We start from the raw sequence: 24,894 nt of genomic DNA on the forward strand, positions 1-24,894 counted from the left end.
AATGCTCCTTTCTCACATCTAATGTTAAGATGCGTCTTTTACTATAGTTATTGTTCCATTGCGTAATTCCAGATCAATTGGCATTAAATCGCCATTTACAATATCACCGGAATTATAATAAAATCCAATGTCATACTCTCCTTCTGCAGCTTCTTCCGAAACATCAAAGGTCAATAACAGCATTACACCGTCTTTTACATTATCTTGGGTGATTGATTCACCATCCCACGTAAATTTGCAATTATTTTTTAGGATATTTGCCTTTGTCATAACTAATGCATCTTTAAGTGCATCTCCATTTGAGGCATCTGTTAACGTCAGAATTTTGTCGTTATAATCTATCCCCAAAGTCATGCCCAAAATTCCAGGATTGCTATTAATATACACCGGTACTTGTACTGTTTTCGCACCTGGAGATGTCTTTACATCTCCGACAATAATTGCCGAAGTCATATCCTTCTCATACGTTGCTGTGACAAGCAAATCCTCTGTCACGTTATCATATGCCTTATCCCATGATTGGAAATTATAACCTATTCTCTTTGGAACATTTGGTGCAACTGCAGCTTTCCCAGCCTCCACAGTTTCTTCTTTCAGGACTGTATTGTCATAATCCACAAACTTCACCTTGAACGGTCCTGTAGGACTTGCCGTAGGCTCACTACTTGGCTTAGTACTTGGTGCTACCGTAGGCTGCACTGTCGGTTTACTACTTGGTGGCACTGTTGGTATTGTTGTTGCCCCTGGGTTCTTTGTTGGTTCAGGTTGTCCAGAAGACGAAGGTAACTGTATGTATTTTAGTCCCTCAAAACAAAAGGAAACTGATATTACATCACCTTTATTCACAGGTATTTTCTGTGTACCAAGTGTTTCAGATGCATCATCAACATAGTCATATGGATTCCTTAACGCAAAACGATAATACCCATTTTCATCACTATCAAACCACCCTTCACCCAATTCGAGAGAACGATCATTAATCTTAACTTCTGTAACGAAACCAAACATTTTATCTTTAACATCGTTATATTTCATGTTGGTATCAACCGTCAATACCGCAATATCTGTGTCTGCATTTTGCACAGTATATGTTGCAGTATATGTTCCATCCTCTGTAATATAAACTGCACCATCTTGATAACCAAATCTATAATCTTTCCAATTCTTTCCAGCATATCCTATTGCTGCCTTAACTGCCGGTCCGGTTGGCTCTGGAGACGGTGTTATTGTTGGCGCATTTGTCGGAACCGGTTGTGTAGAAGCTTTAGGAGCTTCTGTAACACTTGGTTGTTTTGTCACAATCGGCTTCTTCGTTGCTGTCGGTCGCTTCTTTATTGGCTGCACAACGATGCGGCAAGAAGCCTTTGCTTTTTTGTTTTTCTTGGAAATAGCAGTGATTTTTACTGTACCAGCTCTTTTTGCCTTAACAACACCTGAATTGCTAACTGTCGCAATACGTTTATTGCTAGATTTCCATTTCACTTTTTTGGTTGCTTTATTGGGCTTTACTTTCTTTACTTTTAACTTATACTTTTGCCCAACAAACATCTTTTTGGTTTTCACAGACAAATATATTTTTTTTGGTTTCTTTGTCTGTTTTGCATCTGCATTTGGTGCAATACTTAACACAGTCAAACACATGATCAGACCAATTGCCAGATGCTTTTTCATCTTTGAAACATAATCAAGTTTCATCACTATCCCTCCTTCTGTATTTTTGACCATTAATGTGTAATTGTTATTTTTCCATTTGCGATTAATGGTGACACGGGCAATAAATTTTTATCTATCACATCTCCTTCCTCATATTTTATTTTTATTTGATACACTCCCGAAGTCGTTGACTTAGGAATGTCAAATAACAACTCTGCTATCTCTCCATCCTGAATTTGATAGTCTTCAATCTGCTGTCCATCCCACATACATTTACAGCCATTCTTTAATTTTCCTGCTTTTGTTAATGTCAAAATATCTTTGAAAGCCTTTCCATTTTTAATATCTTTCAATTTCAGCCGGCTGTCATCATAATATACAGACCAAGTCATTCCCAAAATTCCAGTGTTGTTTGCTATTTTTACCGGTACCTTCACATTAGTTTGTCCTGGCTGCACTTTAACATTTGCAACTGTTATCCTAGTTACCGTATTGTCTTCTTTATAAAGTGCTTTTATCTGTAAATCAGATTTTATATGTTCATAAGATTTATTCCATTTATCAAAACGATAGTTCTTTCTTTCCTTTACTATTGGGGGTGTTGCATTTTTATTTTGTAATACAATTTCTGTTTTTAACACATTATTGTCGTAATCCATAAATGTAACCTTATGTGTACGTTGACTACTTTTTTGCTTTTTATCAGATTTTCCAACCACAATGCGATTTCCATCCGAAAGATGAAGCATCAGCTCACGATTGTCATCCGTGGCGTAACCAACCACTCTAACGCAATCTTTTTCTGCATAATGTTTTTTCTTTGTCAGGGAATACTGTGATATTTTTTGTTTACCAATCTGACAATTCTTCTTATCAATAACCACCAACTTATCCAATAGCGAATCGCACCATTCTTTCTCTGACCCCTCAAAATTATTATCTCCAATTACATGCGTAATAGCATTTTGTCGGCTCGCTATATAGATGCCTCCTAATGCCAATGCCACAGCTATAACACTTGTCCATACAATTTTTTTATTAAATTTCATCTGTAATAATCACTCCCAGCTTAAATTTTATATTTTTAACGTTCCTATCATACCCTATCGTTTACCATTGAAATTTCCAATTTTTTCAATATCTTTCATAGACCTCAATTTGATTAAATCCGCTCTATTTCTGCATCTTATTTTTATGCTGATCATGTTCATTCTACATTACACCGGGTGAATTGTATAATTTGCACAATTTTCACATGTGAACTTTGTGAAACTTTTTCGCAAAAAAAATATATTTTTGCCCCGCCGTCTTAACCTTACAATTCTTCAGCTCGCTTTCTATAAACATCCGTACTATAAAAGAGACCGCCAATCGGCAGTCTCCTCTATATCCCACAACACTTATCTTTCTTTAATTCCTCGATATCCCTATTTTACCTTGATCTTGACGCTCTTCTTTTTGCCACTGCCATCGGTTGCATAAACTGTAATCTTCACAGTACCTTTTTTCTTGGCCTTAACTACACCCTTTGCAGATACTGCAGCTATTTTCTTATTGGAAGATTTCCAGCAATACTGCGTGGATGCCAGCTTTTTGCCCGGTTTTGCTTTTACCTTTAATTTCAGTTTTTTGCCTTTCTTAAGGTTACGCTTTCCTGCCTTAACGGTAAGTTTCTTGACGGGCTTTTTCATGACTTGGATACGAACTTTTTTGCTTAATCCATTGGCTGTCGTAATCGTAATGACTGCCTTGCCTGCTTTTTTGCCTGCTTTTACAGTACCATTTGCCGTTACTTTCACGATGGATGGTCGGCTGCTCTTAAACGTTAGTTTTTGACTTGCAGCATTTCTCGGAACCCACTGAACAGTAAGTTTCATTTTTTTCTTAGCAGCAAGTTTATAGCGAGAACCTACTGCAATTTTACCTGCTCCCTTAACTTTAGCATACACAACAAATCCTTTCGCCGTTACACTTGGTTTTCCCAGCTGATGCGATGGCGTCGCACTCGGACCTGCGCTTGGATTCACACTTGGTTTTGTGCTTGGTCTCACGCTTGGTTTTGCACTTGGTTTTGCACTTGGCTCTGTGCTTGGACTCACGCTTGGCGTTGCACTCGGTTTTGCACTTGGCTCTGTGCTTGGGCTCACACTTGGCGTTGCACTCGGTTTTGCACTCGGTTTTGTACTTGGCTCTACCGCCCCATTTACCTTTGCACCGCTAACAGCAAAGGTAAGTTCCACCGTATTAGTTCCCTGATACGAAGCGTTATTAAAGGAAGCTTTTTTCTGTCTTTCTACCGACACATCCTGAATATGTGTCATGACATCTGCCCAAATATTAATAAAAGCAAAATCAAACACATTATTTGACAGTCCATCGGATGCTGCCGATTCCAAACTGCTATCATATGTATACGTGTCGTCTTTGATCGTGTACTGTTTCCCATTTACTGTTATTGATTTCAGCGTAATAACTGCATAGCTAAGTGCTGAACCTGCCGCTTCGGCCGCCTGTATATCTTTGATATATAACGAACCGATATTTTTAAGCTGCGTGTCTGTCGGCTTAACTGATAACGTGAATTCTTCGTCTTTCATTGAAATATCTACACTTTGTTCACTAGCGATCGTCGTCCAGCCGGATGTATCTAACATATACAGCTTTGTCCGTATATAGGAAGGTTTTGGCACGGTCACTTTGCACGTTGCCTGACATCCGGCCGCAATCGCTGCCGTAATTGTGCAAGTACCTGCACCCACTGCTGTGACCAAACCATTGGAATTTACTGTGGCTACTTTCTCATCATCGGATGTCCATTTAATAACATCTTTGCTGTCAGATGGTGTTAAGGTTGCATTAAGTTGTGTTCCCGCATCCCCAACATGAATCGTGATTTCCTGCTGATCCAAAGCTATCCCGGTTGCCGTGGAAGATGCACGATAGATCTCCATCATTGCATCAATAATGTCTTGATGCGTTACCTGACAAGAATACCGATTTATCAGACAAAAACCATAGTCACCATCGAATCCATTATCCCATGCAACAGGCACCAGTTCGTACTGTTTTGCATAATAACATACTTTCTGATAATAATCGGCTCGACATGCCTTATTCCGACTATCATAGTTTGCTTTGTTGATGGCTCCAAACTCGCCAATGATAACGCCATATCCCTGTGATACGAATTTATCATTCATTTTCTTAAACTGCGAAGCCATATAACTTTCATCGCCCCAAGTCGGTACTTTGGATTGGTTTGTTGCCTCGCTGCCCCACTGTGTTTTATCGGCTGATTCTGTACCACAAAAATCCCATGGATCGTAGTAGTGCACAGAAACCATAATTCTTTTTTCGCCGGATGCAATATCAGACGATAAATACTGATCCGTTGGCAGCACAAAACCATAATTGTCTGCCGTATAATTAATGTTTGTATTCCAACCAGGTATCAACAGCCATCTGCGATCGTTGTTGCCACCGGTTTGACGAACCGTATCCACAAAAATCTGATTATAATCATTGATATTGTTATACGCTGTCTTATTTGGAGTACCATAGGTTCCGTCAAATTCTTCGTTCATTGACTCAAAAATCAAATGTTCATCATAATTTTTGAAACGATCAGCAATTTGCTCCCAACATGCCTTGTACTTAGCTTTGATCTTAGTCTGATCGCTGCTTGCGCAGAGCAGCCAGCTACCGCTTACCGTTGTGTAACCGTCTCCATGCATATTAACGATTGCATACATATTGTTCTGTACACAATAGTCTACTACTTCCTGTACATGATCCAGCCATGCAGAATCAATTTTGTATCCATTGTTATCATCAATTTTACTCAAATAAGATACCGGAATTCGAATTGATTGAAATCCTGCTGCCTTTGCTGCCAAAACAAATTCTTTGGTTAAAACCGGATTCCCCCATGCTGTCTCGTTTGGAGTTCCTCCGCTATTTGCTTCCAGGGAGTTTCCTAAATTATATCCAACACCCATCGCCTCCGTGATCTGTTGTCTGTTTAGATCTTGGAAGGATTCTGTCCCCGCCGTCTTCTTTGTCGAAACTTTGTTTGTCACGCTGGCGATCTTACCTTTTTCTGTTGCGCTCGCCGCTTTCTTTGTCGAGGTTCTGTCCGTCACGCTGACGATCTTACCTTTTTCTGTTGTTCCTTCTGCCTTTCCTGTTGCGCTAGACATTGTAAATGATGTTACAACCATCGCCGCACTTAGCAAGTACGCCCATATTCTCTTTTGTTTTCGCATGTTTTCACCATACCTTTCTGTTGATTATTAGATTCTTTTCCCACGAACATACGCTCTCCCCCGTACAACAAATACGATAAATTCTTCATGCACATCACGTTCCTATATACTTCCTTTATTATACTACAAAGCAATCTAAGTGGATATACTTTTCTTATATTTTTGCCTTTTTTTCTCCTATAAATCATGACGTTAATATATTCTCTTGCAGAGTAAAATTAATATAAAATCCACTTATTATGTTGTATATATAGGCATACGAGTAGATAAATGGCTGGAATTTTAGTTTTGGGAATTCCAGCTTGTCTTTTTCTTGCTTTGGTTGACTGTTTTGATGATTTTGAGGATTCCAGCTTGCCTTTCCTGCCCAATTAGTTGACTTTTTTTTCTATTTTCGACATTTCAGCTTGCCTTCCTCACCTATTCCGGTGATTGGATTCTCCATTTCCGACATTCCAGCTTGCTTTTTCCTCCTACTTCGGTGACTGGATTCTTAATTTTCAATTTTCCAGTTATTTTGTATCGGCTTTCTCCATGACAGTATTCAATCCCCCTCCAAAAAGATATCAAAAAATCTCTCTAGTCCAAATAGATACCAAAAAATCTCTCATCAATCCAAATAAATTTATTGCAGAAAATGACGTTCCTTTGCAACAAATAACATTTCCTTGCGTCTATTTAAATGTAACCAGCTCAAACTTCGCACATCCAAATCTACTGCCAGGTCACAGATTGCTTATTATGTCACAAAAATAATAGCTACTTTGCAGCCAACAAGCTGACTTGTTCTGCCGGCAGTGAACTAAGATAATTGCCGCAGAACGCAGAGTTTTTGAGTGATTTCTTATTTTGTTAAGTCTCTGATGAATACATGCCTGAAGGAATGTCTGAGATGTCCCGTTTTAGCAAGGTATCATCCATTTTTGGACGGGACGCTTTCGCTACGATGCGCTACGTCACGTTACTTAATGTCTCTGAAATACGAGACATAAGTAACGACGAGCGCAAAGTCCCTTTCAAAAATGATGAATACCTTTCTTACGGGACTTCGAGCTTCCGAAAGGCATGTAAATCAATCATCAGAGACAACAAAATCTAGAAATCACCTAAAACGTAATTGCGGCAAAGCAATTACTATAGTTCTCTGCCGGCAGAAATCGCTATGTTGTGGCTGCAAAATACTTAGTATTCTGACATAATAAGCAATCTGTGACAACATGATAATTTTTGATGTGCGAAGTTTGAGCAACTCATAAAAACCATCCATAAACGCAGATTTCTGCGCATCGTACCACGATAGAGAATCTTCCCTATTCATGGTATGATAGATGGGATTTACAACACTGACAAAAAGGAGGGAATCATGGAAGACAACGATATTGTAGCGCTTCTTTGGGAACGGCAGGAGCCTGCACTTGCACACTTACAAGATAAATATAGTACATATCTTATGCAGATCACGCGACGTATCATCATTGATGAAGAAGATGCTAAGGAATGTGTCAATGATGTTTGGCTCAAAGTATGGAATTCTATTCCACCCGGCAAGCCCAAGCATTTAGCAGGATATCTGGCAAAAATCGCCCGCAATCTTGCATTGGACAAATACCGTCAGCACAATGCCGCGAAACGAGGAGGGGGGCACTTGGAGGCTAGTCTTGAAGAATTGGAAGAATGTATTTCCGGTTCTAACGAAATTGAGGAAAAGATTAACATAGAGCATCTAAAAACCGTGATCCAACAGTTTTTGGAACGCTCACCGAAAAAGAAACGAATCATTTTTTTACAGCGTTACTTTTATATGTTAGATACTGCCGAAATCGCATATATGATGCAAATGAAAGAAACCAGTATACGCTCTATCCTTTCACGCATGCGAAAGGAATTAAAAAGCGTTTTAGAAGAAGGAGGGATCTGGGTATGATGAGAGAGCAAGACCATAATCGCAAATCAGAACTGTTATTGCAGGCAATTGGCGAGCTGCCGGATGAGATGATCGCACAGGCAGCACCACAAAACTTACCACTTACAAAGCATCGAGGCGCAAAATTGTTGCGTCCACAAATGTTTCCCGCTGCTGCAATGGTAGGTATTGGTATCGGTCTATGCCTGTTAGCACATCATTATACGTCTCCAAATAATGGTGATCCAAACGCAACAAATTCATCAGATTATGCATTTACCAACACATCTCCAAATCCAGACAATAGTAATGCTTCCGGGGCAGATACAAACGAGATGGAGGACAATTCGAACTCCATAGCAAATCTAGCCTCCTCTCTAGGTCTGCAGGTGATCGCCTACGCAAAAGAAAACGAAGGCAGCAAGGAATACGGTTGCTATAGCAGCCCTACAAAAGCGCCATCGGACGAAACTGATGATGAGGGTACAGCTAAGAAATCCCGTTCAAAAGGCGACACAGAAACTCCTACAGAAAACTCTTGTTCGAAAAGCAATGCTGAAATACAGCCTGGGAACTCTGACGCAGAAGATGCGCAGCAATCACAGTCGGAACCTTTAGAGGATTACAAGAAAGTCACCTTGAAAGCGGAAAATCCATGCCTTCTTGGTGAATATTCTCCTTACATGAGTTCCGTTCCGGCTATGCCATTTTCATTTGAATTGTCTTCTTCTGCCGAAAACATCCGCATTGAAGTTGCAGCCGATTCACATGGCAGCATACAGCTTTGGGGCAAGAATTCATCCGAAGGCAGCCTGACCATGACAAGAGAAGCGAAAAAACTTTCCTGCAAACCCGGTGACATTATTTACTGGGCACCGAAGTCTTTCAAACCCGGCAAAAGCCGTTTAACCGTGCGCTTATACAAAGGCAACGAGCTGCTCGGAACACAGGCTATACAGATCACTTGCGACAAGAATTATAAATACCGTGCAAAATTACTGTCCACGGATACAGCCTTTGCCACACCAAAAATGGATGCCAAATGGTATTCAACCAACGAAGCTGCCATTCAAAAACGACTTGCATCGTACCCGGCATCATACTCATCGGCGAACGCTGCTGCCAAAAAACAGGTTCTTATGATTCCAACCATAAACAGTTCTGCCAAGCAAGCACAAACTGCGACTGCGATATTGAACGAATTTGTTTCACGTTTTCAAAAATGTAAAAAAAAGCAGCTTTCCTATAAGCAGGCATTAGTGATCGTGCAGTTTACGGTAGAAGGTGATGCGATTTATGATTATATTCTAAATAAGGATGGCGTCCTGTATATCTACGAAGATACGAGCCGCGATGCATATGCCGGCGGTAATACCAGTCGCTTCATACGCACAACTACTGTACGCAAAACAGTACAGAACAAGGAGGACAACCAGCTTATTACTTATGAATTTGGTCCCGCCGATAACAATTGCAGCATCACTCTGAATAGCAGCAAACAATAAATACAAAATACAACATAGGCAGAAAAGGCACCTGTACCTCACTATGCAGCAACATAAGCAGAAAGGACGTCTACAATACACCGCAAATATAGCGTCAGAAAAGAAAAGCACCCTCTGAGCGGACGTAAATCCAACGATCCGTCCCCAGAGGGTGCTTTTTATCAAACTCGCAAATTCGCTCTTTCAAAGCTTTTCCGTTTGTTTCACAAACTTACTTGCTCGTTAACGAGCCCAGAAAAACAAATGTCTGCTTCGCAGCCGCTTGTTTTTCTCTGAGGCTCATCATATCACAAATTCACTATGCTACCTTCTTACTTTTAAGCCATTTCTTATACGCTTTTTTCTTGCTCTTTGGCACCTTGATCACAACCTTTTTCGCAATACCAGCAAAGGACTTCTTCGTAACTTTCTTAAGTTTCTTCGAAGTGATCTGTACTTTTTTCAGCTTCTTACACTTGCTAAAGGCGTTGGCGCCAATCTTTGTAACATTCTTACCGATAACAACGGTCTGCAGTTTCTTCTTGCCACGCAAAGCTCCTGATGCAACTTCTGTTACCTTGTAGGTTTTACCCTTGTATTTGATCGTTGCAGGAACGGTCACTTTCTTGACATCCTTTTTGATACCGGTCATCTTGACAGTATTTGCGGATAATTGCTTATAACGAACATTTCCCACTTGGATAATTTCTGTCTTCTCCTGCGGCAATGGAACTACCTTCCCCGGCGTCTTTGTCGGCGCTGGCGTTGGTTTCACGGCTGTGCCATCCTGAACAACCACGCGGCATACCTTTGCTTTGTCCATTCCATTCATAGTTACCAAAATATAAGCTGTACCTGCTTTTTTCGCATGGATCAGACCACCGCCGAGAAGCTCAACGATATCATCGTCACTGGATGTCCAGTAAAAGGATGCATAGACTTCGTTTCGATCCGGTTTCAGGTTCAATTTCTTCTCCTGTCCCACTTTCAGTACAATATCATTTTGATCCAAAGTGAAATCTTTCGCAGTGTATGCTTCCTCATTCTCAAAATATTCTGAAATCGGAATAACATGGACAACCAACTTGGCAGAGACACCATTTCCTGCAGAAATGGTAATCGTTGCCGTTCCTGCTTTGACTGCCATCCAATCACGTGAGTCTGACTCTATATAATCAGAATCTTCATAATCTGATTCTTGTAACCGCACAACAGTATTGTCTGAACTCGTCAACGTAACATTCGCTGTGTTGGCATTATACGGTGCTACACCATAGTTAATATGGAAATCATGCCACTCCGGTACATAAATCTCTGACCGCTCCAACGCAATCTTAGTTGGCTTTACTAACTTACTCTCATCTTCCCACTGTGCTGTTAGAGTGGTATCCTCTGTAAAGATGTCTCCCTTTTGCTGTCTGACACTGAAATCATCTTTATCATAGTACCAACCGGTAAAAATATATCCCTCTTTGGTTGGTGCGCTCGGAATATCGTTTTCCTTTGTCGATGTTGTGGTGACTTTCTTGTAAACTTCACCATCCACCATGTAAGTCAGTGTAACCGGCTTTGGTGCAATAGTATCCAGATTATTATCAATCCAATCAACACGATCTGCGATCCAAGTTTTCAAACGCTGAATTTCCTGTGCATAGCTCAACTTTCCTGTTGCGCTGTTATAGTTATCGTCATACCCGTCGTCACTAAAATCGTTAAATCCCCATTTATTGAAATTGTTATCTGCGGATACCGCAAGTTCCTGTGCATACCGGTCCAAAATTCCACCGTCAGCAATGGCATCCTCCAATGCTCCTGCTAGCGTTACCCAATACTCTTTTACCTGCTGTGCAAACTCCGGATCTTCCATCAAGCGGTTAAACCATGTTCTCTGAGTAACAAATCCGCTATAGGAATCTTCCTCTTCGCTATAGTCATTGGAAGACCAGGCTACATAATCAAAGTCCCACAACGGTCCCCAATATAGCTTACCCTTGGCATCCGCTGTGTCCTGTTTTTTGTACAGATAGGTGCTCGTGGAAATAAATGCATCTCCATTCATAGAGACCTCCTGCATCCAATAATAGGCAATTGCTGACTTCACATCCATTAAGTCTTGATACGATGTTCCATCCTCATTTTTGAAGTCATCTCCATAAATTGCATCCTCTGTCTTCTTCATGTAATTCTCGATATAAGCCTTTGCCTGTGACTGACACGCTCCCGTTTCCGGAGATTCGATCAAATACGAATTATACGTTGTTTTGATCACGTTGTCTGTCTCTTCGTTTGGTTCCATGGATAACAGATAACCACCGCTGACATCGGCACCTTTATCTGCCTTTTCAAGATTATTTTCATCCACACGATTCTCATCCAGACGAATCTGTTCGCACAGCAAATAACTGCCCAAATACTCATGATTCATAATGACGTCAACCGGTACACATTCCGGTGTATATTCCATGCCAAGCTTACGTCCCAAATAATAGGTCAGGCGATTACGTACCAAACTATTATCATAATAATTTGCTATCAATACCCAATGCTTATTTTTACCCATGCCAAACAGATCCGCTTTCTTATCCAGCTTGATCTTATATGGTTTCTTTGGGACAGTCCAAGTTGAATTGCCACGGCCGCGTATATATTCCATATCGTAGCTGCCAGCCGTCTTCTTCGCTGCTGCCTCCGGATCCTTGCCATACTCTGCTGCATAGCCTTCCGGTACATCGATATTCATCTTGCCATAGCATTCCGTATTATGTGAACTATCACCGTTCATCTCGCTAATGCTTCCCAAAGACTCATCAATATCAAAAGATACGGTCGGAATACTTTCCTGCACGAACTGGATAGAACGCAGCAGCACGCTTGTCTTTTTGTCTGCTGCCGTTGTCTCATCCTGAAGCTGAACACGTACCGTATGTTTACCGGTCAGTTTCTCATTCTCTGCAAATTCATAGCTGTAAACTTTGGTCCTTGTCCAATTGTCTGTCTTTGGCTGATTTGGAATTCGCACTCTCACAGTTGGTGTAACAGCATCATCCAAATACACTTCCATATAGGTCTTTGTCGCTTTCTTAGCCAATGCATCGATCTGGATACGCTGCACCTTGTCTGTGCCAAAATCCAATGTGTTCTTTAATGTAATAGCCGCTCCGGATACCACCTTATTCTTACCGGTGAGTAACAAGTTATCGGCTGCTGTTTCAGTGTCAAATGTAATCCCCTCTGTTGTACAAGAAAGCCCCCCCTCCTCATACAGTTCTGCAAACTTCTGTGCCTTAAAATCCGCTGATATCGTTTTCAACGCTGTTTTCGAAACCGATTTCTTATTTGTGTCCCTCTCTGCTGTCTGATTGACTTGCTTTTCTACGCGGGTTTCAGCTTTTGCTCCTACCGTACCCGGAACCAAGCTAAAAATCATGGCTGCAGAAAGTACTAAGCTTGTCAATTGTTTGTGACGCTTCTTAAATTTCTCCATATGCTTCCTCCATTTCTTAATAATATACACTCAAGATTCTGAGAGTACATAATGCAGTGCTGATATCCTATGCCGGTTATTTTGAATAGGACTCTTCCCCCTTCGTAAACCAGCGTCACCCATCAGGCGACAAAACATGTTAGCACCATTTTCCCTACGTTTACATTGTAACACAACCCCAAATTCTAATAAATGACATTTTTATTACAATGACATATTTTTGCCACAATTTTATCAAATTTTTGTCAAATTGCAACGCATTTGTCATTTCAAAAATTGTCATGCATCTCTTGTTCTGCTATACTTGAGATAATACGCGTTAAGGGAGGGCGTATCACGGAAAAGCATTTACAGAGAGCAAGAGAAAGGATTGAAAATTTTTATGAAATTAGAAAAGTTAAACAAAAAAGCATTATACTGCATGTATTTGGTCACCTCTATCGTTTGTGTGGTCATTGCCGCCGTTCTGGGAGTCATTGTCTTCTTTACCAGAACTGAAGCTTTCACTTCCAATAAAACAGTCATTGGATGGGTTACTATCATCTGTGCCATTATTATGATACTCGAGATCATTGAAACGATCGTATCCCCACTTTTTCGCTACCAGCGTTATGCTTACGGATTGACCGATGAAGAAGTACAGATCAAGGAAGGCTACCTCTTCTTAACACATACGATCGTGCCGATCAGCCGCCTTCATAAAATCGAAATTTCTTCCGGTCCGCTTGACCGCCTGTTTGGCCTTGCCAAAGTTGAAATCACTACTGCCGGCGGAGACGTAACGATCAAATTTCTTGAAAAAGATAAAGCAGAACATATTGCTGACAGCTTGAAACAGCGCATTAACGAAATCGTAGAGGAGGAACGTGCTAATGGACAATAAGTTTCGAAATCACCCGTCTCTAATGTTAGAGCAGCTTGGTGTATTCGGTGTCATTATTATCACATTTTTAATATCCTCCCTGGATGATCTTGACGAAATACTGGGCGATATCAAAAATTCTGATAGCACCACACTGCTTATCGTCATATTAGTAATCCTTGCTGTGATACTATTTCGACTGGCAGTTAACACCATTGTTTGGTATAAGACTTGGATCACGGTAGATGAAACCAGTATCACGATTACGAAAAATACCATTTTTCGTTCTGTAAATACGATTGGCCTGCGCAATATTTCCAATATCAACATCGAGCGTAATCTATTGGAACGCATTCTCGGCACCAGTACGGTTAAGATCGATACCGAAAGCCGAAGTACCGCCGATACTACAGACGTCACCATTTTGCTTCGCAAAGACAAAGCCGAGGCACTTAGAGAGAGACTCTTAGCGGGGGCAACCGCTGCCAAACATACGCAAACTATAGCTGCCAACGAACAGCTTGATGGAACCGCAGGGGCTGCTGCTTCTGTCCCAAATAACGGTCAGACGAGCGATCCTACTTCCGTCCAAAACGACGGTCAGATAAGTGATCCTACTTCTGTCCCAAATAACGATCAGATAAGCAGAGCCACTTCCGTCCAAAATAGTGGGCAGATGAGTACTGTTTCTTCTGTCCCAGATAACGGACAAGTAACCTCAGCAAATGCTGCTCCAAACAGCAGACAGGTATTATCCGAAGTAGCTTACAATACCAAGCAAGTGCTTACCCACTGTGTTTACAGTGCTTCTATTATAAGTCTGCTCGTATGCCTTGCCGCTCTGATCGCCATTATTGCTTTTTTCTTAAAAATGGTTGTTTTCGGCAATCACAGCATCGGTTCCTTGATCCAAATGATCCCAACTGCATTAGGTGGAATCGTTGTCATTGGCTCCTTTGTCTATGCAGCACTGCGTAGTCTGATCGGTGATTTCTTCCGCTATTACAGCTTCCGGATCAAACGTATGCCGGATCATCTGCATATGGAATTTGGTCTGTTCAAACGCACCAGCTATGAAATTCCAATCAAACGCATCAGTTCGATCATCGTACAGCGTCCGGTATTTAGCCGTATTTCAAAGCGATGCTTTGTCGATATTATAAATATCGGTATGGGCGATGAAAAAGAAGAAAACACGCGTTTACTGCTCTCTATCCCAGAGAAACACTTACCTGAATTACTGCATCGTCTGCTTCCGGAATTCGATGCTTATTTCACCGAAAGTGATACTGCACCGATCCGTCCACCGAAAGCGATCTGGTGGAAAAAGATCATCGATTCTGCCAAACTGCTTGTATTTTTAGCAATTGGGTGGACTCTTATGATTACAGTCTTTGGCGTAACCGGTCTACCGGCAGTCCTGGGCTGTATCGGCTCTTTCGTGCTAGCAATGTTGATATATCTGATCGGCTGTTATGGCACTTACAAAGCCAACAAATTGCAGCTTCGTGAGAATTACATTGCAATAACAAACGGAATGTTTGCTTCCTCTACACAATTTATTGATTATCACAAAATACAATATATAGAATTGCAGCAGACTCCGGTAGAACGCCTGCTGCATCTCCAGCACGGGATCGTCTATATCCTCGCCGGAGCGATGAATAGCTTTACCGGCATTCCATGCTTTGCAAAGGAACAGATTGATCCTATCGTACAGCTCTTCTTGGAAGATAGCTGCAACCGCAGAAAAAAATCATAGTAACGCTAACTTCACATACCAAACCTTACTGACAGCCTACATATTGCTTATTATGTCAGTAATAAGCAATATATGGCTGGATAGTAGTTGAGAAATACGAAGTTAGAATAGAAAATTAAAAGCCGTGGATACAGAAAGGAGAGGTTCGCCTTGGAATATACTCACGTTGTACATGAATTTGCCCCTGTATACGATGCAGATTCTACCGTATTGATCTTAGGATCCTTTCCATCGGTAAAATCAAGAGAACAGCAATTTTATTACGGGCATCCGCGCAACCGCTTTTGGAAAGTGATCGCTGAATTATGCAATGAGCCTGTCCCGGAAAGTATCGCGGACAAAAAGGCTCTATTGCACAGACACCATATCGCACTCTGGGACGTGATCGCCGAGTGCGATATCAAAGGGTCTAGTGACAGTTCTATTCGGAATGTGATCCCCAATGATATTCCTAAGATCATAACCCGCTCCTCCATAACCGCTGTCTATGCCAATGGACGCAAAGCATACGACCTATACCAAAAATATGTGTATGATAATACGGGGCTGCCAATCGCACTACTACCATCGACCAGCCCCGCTAATGCAGCTTGCTCTTTTACACAGTTACTAAATACTTGGAACCGTATTCTAAACTAATCTAACTTTTTATTCACTGTTTCGATTTATTCCATCCCATACCCCTTTCTGATGCAGCAAATATCTGCCATCGAAAATATTCATCATTGCTATTACTACATGTATACAAGCATATTGGCTTACACTTTTCTTGCATTCTTTTTTACAATTTCTTTGGCACTTTTGACGGTTCTATTGATTGTGACGGCAATCTGGTTTATTATAATAGCTAGAACATTTTGAAAAGGATACATAATACATATGAGTAATTATATTGAAACTGCATTCATGCAGCAGCGAACAGATTTCATGAAAACATTGCCGGATCGCCGTAAGCGTTTTTCCATCCCCGACGGCGTGGACATGTATCTTGATATCGAATATGTGAACGATCAGAACGAAGCACACCGATTGGATGTATTTCGACCTTCTGAATCGCCGGACAAAGAGCTTCCGATCATTTTCAATGTGCATGGCGGCGGCCTGATCATGGGATGCAAAGAGTTCAACCGTTACTTTTGTGCCAGATTATGCAAACTTGGCTATGTCGTGTTTAGCATCGAATACCGTCTCGTCCCGGAATATACCTTCTATCATCAGTGCACGGATTTCTTTCAGGCGCTGCGGTATGTTCAAGACTACGGTAATCTTTATTATGGTAAAACTGACGAGATCTATGGTGTCGGAGACAGCGGGGGAGCCATGTTATTAACCTACTGTGCTGCCATGCAGAACAACGCCGAAATGGCTGCTGCCGCGCAAGTGTCTGTATGCCCTGCACCACTTCAGGCACTGGGGCTGATCAGCGGTATGTTTTACACCAACCGCTTTGACCAGATTGGCTTGTCTTTACCAAAATATTTATATGGCACGGATTATAAACAAAGTGATTTTGCGCCGTATGTGAATCCAACCTATCAGAAATTAGTACAAGCACTGCCGCCTTGTCTGCTGGTAACAAGTAAGAACGATAATTTACATCATTACACCACGAAGTTTGAGAAGGCATTGACAAAATACAATATGCCACACCGCCTGCTTGACTTTCCAAAAAACAAACAACTTACACACGCTTTTAGTGTATTTGAACCTTTCCTGCCGGAAAGCACGCAGACGATTCAGGCAATTGCAGAGTATTTTGCCGAAATACATGAGCAGTGAATCGCAAAATAACAATATATGAAAGAACTATGAGGTTAACGATTATGAATTATGACGAAAACATTTTTAAGGAAAAGGCGAACCGCAAAGCACGCAAGATATGGCTGATCTTTGCGCTATTATTATCGGCTAATTACGGCAGTGACGTTGCTAACGGCCTTCAAAAAGCAGATTATTATATCATCTTTTTGATCCTGTGCTGGCTGCCGATCATCCTTGGCGAGATATTACTACGTGTCAAAGGGTTTACAACGGATATTTATAAGTATGATCTGGTGATCGGCTATGGTATCTTTTATACTTTTGTTGTAAGTACCACCGCTTCTCCCATCGCCTTTACTTATATCCTGCCGGTGACGAGCCTGCTGGTTCTCTACAAAAACAGGCGTTTCATGATAAATTGCGGCATTGCGAATTCCATCATTATTATCGGCAGTGCTGTATATCGTTACATGAACGGGTTTAATTCGGCTACAAATGTAAAAGACTATCAATTACAATTATCCTGTATTATTTTATGTTATATCTGCTATGTCATGTCCATCAAGCACCTGAATGAGTCTGATGGTGCCATGACAGACAGCATCAAAGCGGATCTAACCCGTGTTATTACAACAGTAGAACAGGTGAAACAGGCAAGTAACTCCATTATGGATGGCGTCACGGTCGTTCGAGAACTTGCTTCAGAGAACACACACGGAGCCGGAATCGTTGCACGAAGCATGCAGCAAGTCGAAGAAAATAATCTTCACCTGACAGACACAACGGCTTCTTCCAATGAAATGACCGCCAAGATCAAGGCTCAGGTCAATCATGTTGCTTATTTGATTGAGAAAATGGTTCTGCTGACTGCCACTTCCGGCAAGCACACCGAAGTAAGTTCCAAAGATCTTGACAGTCTCATTGACACAACGAACAATATGGCTGCACTATCACAGGAAATCGAAATGACTTTACAAGACTTCAAAAACGATTTTGCGATGGTAAAAGAGGAAACCGGAACGATCGAGGATATTTCCAGCCAAACTAACCTATTGGCATTAAACGCATCGATCGAGGCCGCCCGCGCCGGAGAAGCCGGTAAGGATTTGCCGTTGTCGCAGAACAGATCCGTACCCTCAGCACCGGTACAAAAGCTTCCTCCAGCAAGATCAGTCAGTCTTTGATGCATCTGGAAGAAACCTCTACCAAGATGATGCACACGATGGAAGAAACGTTATCATTGATCCGCATGACTCTCGACAAGGTAACAACCGCTGGTGCCAGCATTTCCAAAATATCCGAAGATACCGCACAATTGGAAGAGAATATTCAGATCATTGATACGGCAATGAAAGATGTGGAACAATCCAATATCCAATTAGTCGACAACATGGATCAGGTATCCTCGATCATGACGAAAATGTCAAAACACATTTCCGATTCCAACGAGATCAGTCATCGTATGCTGAGCAAATATGATGAATCCGCCAATAATATCAATTCGATCGAACGGTCGTTGAATCTTTGATGTGTGAGCTTGGTATTGGTGGTTTTATGGGCGTTGAGGACTTACAGCCGGGCATGAAATTCACAGTGACTTTGGAGGATTCTTCAAATTATCATGGCGATATAGTAGAACGCACCGAAAATACACTGACTGTTTCCTTGGACAATTTCCCACCAATCACTAAAACGACAGAGTGCGAATTACAGGTAACCGTCGGCAATGTATTGTACCATTGGAAACGTGCACTGATCACGAAAGACTCGCAGATCATTATCGAGTCCCGACCTAAGATCAATAACCGCCGCAAATATCCTCGTGCAGATCTTTCCAACACCTGCAGCATCACTATTGCTAATACGTCCGCAGACGGCATCGCACCACTACCAATCGATGCCACAATGGATAACATCAGCGCCAATGGATTTGCTTTTCTGACGAAGGATCCATTCTTTACAGATCACAAGGGGGCAGACATCCATGTTACGATCCATGATTTTGATCTGCCAAATCATAATGAATTGACCGGACATGTCATCCGATGCTCGAATAACGAAGGGATGTATATTGTCGGCTGTCAAATGCCGGAGGACGATTTCTTCATTCGCGATTACGTCAAACAGTTATTAGCAGAACAGGCTGATGACATATCACAAGTTGTCAGTGCGGAATAAGTGCTATCCGGCGCTAATGATAAACACGTTAGATATAATAATGCGCAAATAACCAAAAAGGGATCAACAAGACAATATCCGCCTTGTTGATCCCTTGATATCCAATGGTTTCAAATCAAATGGTGTAAGATCCAGTCTTCGTAATTTTTTGCAATTGGTAAGTTTAAGCTTCTTCATACTTACCACATAATTACTTTTGCTTTAATCTTCTTTGCTACTGCACGTATCCACTTTTTGTCAGAACTGCGTAACTTCTTGTTAATAATAATCCGGCGCGGCGTATATTGTTTCATGACAAATTTATAACCATTGGCCAATTGCCGTTTCTTCATTGCGCTGCTCAACCGTTTCCACGCAGATATATCCACAGTCTTTACTTGATTTATATTGTATCCACCTAAGTAATGCTCATAAGTAAAAATCCCACTTTCTTCAGCATTTGTTATTGGGTCAGAGCTAAAGCGTTTATCTTGTATTTTATACTCATATCTCCAGTCCGCTTTTTTTACTTTCGGATAAACCACTTTACCAATATTACTATTATAAATCGATAAATAGAGCAGATTTTTATTGCCCTTAAAATCTAAAGATTTCGCCTTGGTTCCCCTTATCGTAACTGCATATAACTTAGGACATTTTTTGACTGACAATTTTTTCACTTTACCGCCTCGGTACTGCAGGTGTTTCAAGCTTTTACTCTTGAGTGATAAATCTGTCGTTCCGCGATTTATAATACCAAGTTCTTCAAGCTTTGTACACTTGTTGATATTACACTTGGTCGTACAATTACCAACATAAAGTTTTTTTAATTTTGTCAATCCTGATACATCTATAGACTTTATTTTAGTCCCATATAAATGTAATTCCTGCAAAGTTTTAACTCTTACATGTTTTTTGGGATTTTTAAGCCGCACTGTCTTAATAGAACCAGCGCCACTTCCATATACCGCTTTTAACTTTTTCATCATCGATAAATCAAGTGTAGTAAATTTTGTCTTTTTATAGACTTCCCGATATTTCGTGTAAAACTGCTGTCTGTCTCCCACATATAACGTTTCTAATGTATTTTTCAATGGGCTAACATCCAGTTTCTTCAACGGACAATTAATGATAGAAAGTGTGGTCAGTGTTTTGTTGGATACTTCTTTCAAATTCAAAGATGTAATATAACAATTTGATATTGACAAACTAACAATCCCGGTATTCTTCAAAGGTGATAACATTAATTTTTTGATCGGACAATTGTCAATATCTAACACATTCAATTTTGTTTTGCGAAGAGGTGCCATATCCAATTTACTAATTTTAGTTTTTTCAATTTCCAATCGATGTATTGTTATTCCCGACAAAAAGGATAAATTCATGTCTGTTACCTTTTTACCACTAATGAATAACGTTTCAATGTCTTGAAAGCCATCTAACGTACCAGATTTTCCAACATTTGTATCATACAAATAAATGTACTTCGCCTTCGGAAAACATTTTCCTAAAGAATAACTTTTTGTCGAGATATTTCCAGTGATATCTATTTCTTTAATGTTTGGCGCATACATTTTGCATACTACTTCTCCAGTTTTTAATATTTCATTTTCAAAAGAAATATCCAACGCTTCTAATGTATTAGATTCTCCACTAAGTTCAATTGATTTAGTTCCAAAAGAAACAATCGACAATTGCTTTACATGAGGAAAACATTGGAATAAATTAGATGCTTTATAATTCCAATATATTTCCTTTCCATTGACCTTACAGCCCAATTGCAGTCGAACTTTGGTGATTTTTCGGAAATTCTGCATTCCTGTAAAATCTATTAAATGGCTTCCATCTACCCCATATGCAGCTGCCGTATACCAATCCCATAATGCATAATCAACTATATTTCTTTCTTCATCAGACAAAACACCATCTTTATTGACGTCTTGTTCTTGTGCAAATTTGCGTACACATGAATCTGGAAATGTTGCTTCATCTATAGTTACTGTTGATGCATTTGCATGAATTTCCGGTAGATACAAAATTCCCAATGTAATTATCATACATGCCAATATTGTTTTTAGTTTATTCATAAGATCTCCTCCCATTCTACCATCATAGCACTAAATTTCTTTGTTACATTTCCAGTACACCATACATTTCTGCTTGCGTCAACGACCTTGGGGCGATCTTAATAATTCTTAAGAATTTGGACATACTCGTTATTCTTGCGACAAAGCATCTCGTAGGATACTGCCATGTCAGATAACTTTCCAAAAAAATAGCCTTTTGCCTGCACAAAACAGGCAAAAGACTATTTCCTTATTAACAATTTCTTATGAGTTTTTAGAGGATCTGATTAGCCCGCAAATGGGATAACTGCTCCATCATATTTGTCTTCGATAAACTTCTTAATCTCATCAGATTTTAATACCTTTACCAAAGCTTTGATCGCATCGCTGTTTTCATTACCTTCCTTGACACCAATGATATTTACATAAGTCTTAGCAGCCTCAGAATCGGACTTCTCATATGCTAAAGCATCTTTGCCAACGCTGTATCCTGCCTCTAATGCATAGTTACCGTTTAATACTACATAAGCAACCTCATCTTTTACTTTGGATACCTGTGCTGCTTCAAGCTCCTGGAATTTTAATTTCTTAGGATTGTCTTTAATGTCGTTGATGGTTGCTGTCAGGCTTGCACCGTCTTTAAGAGTCAATAAACCATTATCCTGCAAAAGTAATAATGCTCTCGCTTCGTTTGTTGTATCGTTTGGAATTGCAATGGTATCACCCTCTGCAACATCTTCGAGCTTTGTCTTAGTTCCACCGTAAATTCCAAATGGCTCATAGTGAATATCGCCGGCATCAACGATATGAGTACCATTCTCTTTGTTAAACTGCTCCATGTATGGCTTATGTTCTACATAGTTGGCATCAAATTCTCCACTCTCTACTACGTTATTTGGCTGTACATAATCATCAAATACTGTAACTTTCAGATCATATCCCTGTTTCTTTAAGGTCTTAGCTGCCTCTGCCAAGATCTCAGAATGTGGTGTCTGTGATGCAGCTACTGTAATTGTTTTGCTGTCTGCTTTGTTATCGTCTTTCTTTGCATTACCGCAGCCTGTTACCAAACCTGCTGCCAATGTCAACGCTAATGTCAATGCTACTACTTTCTTCTTCATAATTAAATTTCCTCCAATTCTTTTTGTGTTCCAATCTTTCAATACGAAAGCTGGTATTTATTTTCTTCGATCAAGCTTTGCAGAGATCAACATTCCAATTCCCTGCAAAATTTGAACGAGGACAATCAAAATAACGATCGTTACGATCATGATATCCGGCTGATAACGATAATAACCATACCGAATTGCGATATTTCCCAGACCGCCGCCTCCGACAGCGCCTGCCATTGCGGAGTATCCAAGGATTGTGCCAAGTGCGATCGTCACACCGACGATCAAGGATGTTCTTGCTTCTACGAGCAATACTTTCCAAATGATCGTAAAGATGCCGGCGCCCATGCTCTGAGCAGCCTCGATCACGCCATGATCTACTTCCTTGAGCGATGATTCCACCATACGTCCAATAAAAGGAGCGGCAGCAATAACCAGTGGTACGACTGTAGCCGAAGAGCCATAAGACTGCCCCACGATAAATCTGGTAAGCGGAATCACTAATATCAACAAAATAATAAACGGTATACTTCGCAGTACATTCGAAATCACATCCAGCACACGATATACAACCGGCTGTGGTCTGATTCCGGTTTTGTCGGTAACCGCAAGAGCGATTCCCAGTGGAAGTCCAAGCACATATCCCATAAAGGTTGACGCTAAGGTCATGTACAGCGTTTCCCAAATACCATTAATGATCATCTCCTGAACAACTGCATCAAAGTGAAACATCTGCTTCCACCTCCTTTACCGTCAGCTTACAATCACGTAAATATGTGATCATCTGCTTTGCAATATCTTCATCCTCCGGCAACTGCAAGATCATTTCTCCGGTTGCAATGCCGTTGATATCCTTGGTATCGGCATGCAATATATTAACCGGTGTCTTGTATCGAAGGATCATATTACCGATAACCGGTTCAAACGATGAATTTTCGCTAAAGACGATTCGCACCAGATGCTTTCCTTCCATCTTTGGAACACTGGTATCTTCACCAAAAATCATCTTCTTAGCGGCCGCAGATTCCGGATTGGCAAATATCTTGGAAACACTTCCCGTCTCCACCAAATGTCCCTTTTCTAAGATTGCAACTTTATTACATATCTTTTGTACCACGGACATTTCATGGGTGATCAGCACGATCGTGATACCGTAATCATGGTTGATCTGCTGCAACAATTCCAAGATAGACTGTGTCGTCTGCGGATCCAAAGCACTCGTTGCCTCGTCGCAAAGCAGGATATCCGGATTATTCGCTAATGCTCTGGCAATTGCCACACGCTGCTTCTGTCCACCGGACAATTGTCCCGGATATGCTTTTGCTTTATCAGCAAGTCCCACGATCTGAAGCAATTCCACAGCTCTCTTCTTTGCCTGTTTCTTGCTTACTCCGGCGATCACAAGTGGAAAGCAAATATTGTCCAACACATTCTTCTGCATCAACAGATTAAAATGCTGAAAGATCATTGCAATCTTCTGTCTCTCTTTGCGAAGCTGTCTGCCTTTCAAAGTCGATAAATCTTTGCCATGAATCTTGACAACACCGGCGGTAGGTTTCTCTAAGTAATTAAGACATCGTACTAATGTACTCTTACCCGCACCGGACATACCGATAATTCCATAAATATCTCCACTTGCAATTTCCAAATTAATCTGGTCGAGTGCTTTGACTTGATTACCAAAATCTTTCTCCACACCCTCAACCGTGATCAATGCATCCATGGAAGTATCACCTCCTACGATTCTTTTCCTTGTTTTCATATCATTTATATATGAATTGTATGTTATAATATAGCAGTCACATCCATTTGTCAAGAACTTTTTTCATTTTTTTTACTCAAACTTCCCATACCTTACATCAGAGACTTGAACAAATAAGAGCCTGCACACGAATTCATTCGCGTGCAGGCTCCATGTTCAAATACCATTACAGTTCGTTATCAAGTTGCCGGATGCAGACAATTGTTCAATAAATATTCCACATCATCTGCTGTTACTGCCAGCAGTTTATCCGGTGCATCGCTCAGCTCCAACACCATGACAAACCGCTCCCCACAGTCATTAAAGGTAATACGTTTCAACACATTCTCTTCCTTATATCCTACGTACTTACTCTTGTTGATCTCGATCAGCTTATCATTCAATATGCCAAATCCATAGATCACTAACATGGTAGAAAACTGAAAGGTCAAACGCTTTGCAAAGTCTGTATTGATATTAAACACAGCCTGCATCTCGGTAATACCACCACGATCTGTCATTGCGGTACCCGGTATGGTACGAAACTTGCCGGGCGTAAAATAATCAGATAACTTTACCAGTTCTAGATCATTTACTTTCTCTGTTGTCATTACACTCCCCTCCTTTATCTGGGATTCATCTCT

General features: G+C 40.8%; 16 protein-coding genes and 1 pseudogene. 8 read left to right on the forward strand and 9 right to left on the reverse strand.

Translation table 11 applies throughout. The features are described 5' to 3' along the window. Window positions 1-24: 24 nt before the first annotated feature. The 3 genes from DW981_RS14945 to DW981_RS14870 form a co-directional block, all read right to left on the reverse strand. Complete coding sequence (locus DW981_RS14945) at window positions 25-1,695, reverse strand: Ig-like domain-containing protein (protein ID WP_182434073.1); 1,671 nt, start codon at window positions 1,693-1,695, stop codon at window positions 25-27. Between the two features lie 29 nt (window positions 1,696-1,724). Continuing rightward, window positions 1,725-2,702 carry a cohesin domain-containing protein gene (locus DW981_RS01555; protein WP_118506533.1) on the reverse strand — a complete coding sequence of 326 codons (978 nt, stop codon included), beginning with the start codon at window positions 2,700-2,702 and terminating at the stop codon, window positions 1,725-1,727. Window positions 2,703-3,080: 378 nt separating this feature from the next. Next, complete coding sequence (locus DW981_RS14870; RefSeq protein WP_147352582.1) at window positions 3,081-5,918, reverse strand: cellulase family glycosylhydrolase; 2,838 nt, start codon at window positions 5,916-5,918, stop codon at window positions 3,081-3,083. 1,363 nt (window positions 5,919-7,281) lie between these two features. Between DW981_RS14870 and DW981_RS01585 the strand changes: the two genes are divergently transcribed. Continuing rightward, window positions 7,282-7,842, forward strand: coding sequence for a sigma-70 family RNA polymerase sigma factor (locus DW981_RS01585; RefSeq protein WP_182434074.1), 561 nt, complete (start codon window positions 7,282-7,284; stop codon window positions 7,840-7,842). Beyond that, window positions 7,839-9,326 carry a DUF4362 domain-containing protein gene (locus DW981_RS01590; protein ID WP_118506536.1) on the forward strand — a complete coding sequence of 496 codons (1,488 nt, stop codon included), beginning with the start codon at window positions 7,839-7,841 and terminating at the stop codon, window positions 9,324-9,326. Before DW981_RS01585 ends, DW981_RS01590 begins: the two co-directional genes overlap by 4 nt. Window positions 9,327-9,624: 298 nt before the next feature. On the opposite strand, the gene DW981_RS01595 is transcribed toward DW981_RS01590, so the two are convergent. Next, a complete protein-coding gene (locus tag DW981_RS01595; RefSeq protein WP_118506537.1) occupies window positions 9,625-12,789 on the reverse strand; it encodes a CotH kinase family protein in 3,165 nt (1,054 codons plus the stop codon). Between the two features lie 370 nt (window positions 12,790-13,159). Here DW981_RS01595 and DW981_RS01600 point away from each other — a divergent pair, with 370 nt between their 5' ends. The 6 genes and pseudogenes from DW981_RS01600 (at window position 13,160) to DW981_RS15490 (ending at window position 19,352) form a co-directional block, all read left to right on the forward strand. Beyond that, window positions 13,160-13,672, forward strand: coding sequence for a PH domain-containing protein (locus tag DW981_RS01600; protein WP_243034632.1), 513 nt, complete (start codon window positions 13,160-13,162; stop codon window positions 13,670-13,672). After that, entirely contained in the window at window positions 13,662-15,413 is a 1,752-nt protein-coding gene (locus DW981_RS01605) for a PH domain-containing protein (RefSeq protein WP_118506538.1), read from the forward strand. The genes DW981_RS01600 and DW981_RS01605 overlap by 11 nt, the downstream gene beginning before the upstream one ends. Window positions 15,414-15,563: 150 nt before the next feature. After that, window positions 15,564-16,052, forward strand: coding sequence for a DNA-deoxyinosine glycosylase (locus DW981_RS01610; protein WP_118506539.1), 489 nt, complete (start codon window positions 15,564-15,566; stop codon window positions 16,050-16,052). A gap of 240 nt (window positions 16,053-16,292) precedes the next feature. Next, window positions 16,293-17,192 carry an alpha/beta hydrolase gene (locus tag DW981_RS01615; protein WP_118506540.1) on the forward strand — a complete coding sequence of 300 codons (900 nt, stop codon included), beginning with the start codon at window positions 16,293-16,295 and terminating at the stop codon, window positions 17,190-17,192. Window positions 17,193-18,172: 980 nt separating this feature from the next. Then, window positions 18,173-18,702 (forward strand): annotated as a pseudogene (locus tag DW981_RS15485) (methyl-accepting chemotaxis protein). A 26-nt stretch (window positions 18,703-18,728) separates the two neighbouring features. Beyond that, window positions 18,729-19,352 (forward strand): PilZ domain-containing protein, encoded by a 624-nt coding sequence (locus tag DW981_RS15490; protein ID WP_243034633.1) that lies wholly within the window; start codon window positions 18,729-18,731, stop codon window positions 19,350-19,352. A gap of 179 nt (window positions 19,353-19,531) precedes the next feature. On the opposite strand, the gene DW981_RS01625 is transcribed toward DW981_RS15490, so the two are convergent. From DW981_RS01625 to DW981_RS01645, 5 genes are all read right to left on the reverse strand, one after another. Further along, entirely contained in the window at window positions 19,532-21,418 is a 1,887-nt protein-coding gene (locus tag DW981_RS01625) for a hypothetical protein (protein ID WP_118506541.1), read from the reverse strand. Window positions 21,419-21,684: 266 nt separating this feature from the next. After that, complete coding sequence (locus DW981_RS01630) at window positions 21,685-22,518, reverse strand: MetQ/NlpA family ABC transporter substrate-binding protein (RefSeq protein ID WP_118506542.1); 834 nt, start codon at window positions 22,516-22,518, stop codon at window positions 21,685-21,687. A 57-nt stretch (window positions 22,519-22,575) separates the two neighbouring features. After that, complete coding sequence (locus DW981_RS01635) at window positions 22,576-23,241, reverse strand: methionine ABC transporter permease (RefSeq protein WP_118506543.1); 666 nt, start codon at window positions 23,239-23,241, stop codon at window positions 22,576-22,578. Further along, window positions 23,228-24,232, reverse strand: a complete 1,005-nt coding sequence (locus DW981_RS01640; RefSeq protein WP_118506544.1) for an ATP-binding cassette domain-containing protein — start codon at window positions 24,230-24,232, stop codon at window positions 23,228-23,230. Before DW981_RS01640 ends, DW981_RS01635 begins: the two co-directional genes overlap by 14 nt. Before the next feature lie 218 nt (window positions 24,233-24,450). Continuing rightward, the gene (locus DW981_RS01645; protein WP_022025896.1) at window positions 24,451-24,861 is read right to left on the reverse strand and encodes a hypothetical protein; all 411 of its coding nucleotides are present in this window, start codon (window positions 24,859-24,861) and stop codon (window positions 24,451-24,453) included. Window positions 24,862-24,894 lie beyond the last annotated feature (33 nt).

This window comes from Clostridium sp. AM49-4BH (assembly GCF_003478335.1).
Classification (GTDB): domain Bacteria; phylum Bacillota; class Clostridia; order Lachnospirales; family Lachnospiraceae; genus Butyribacter.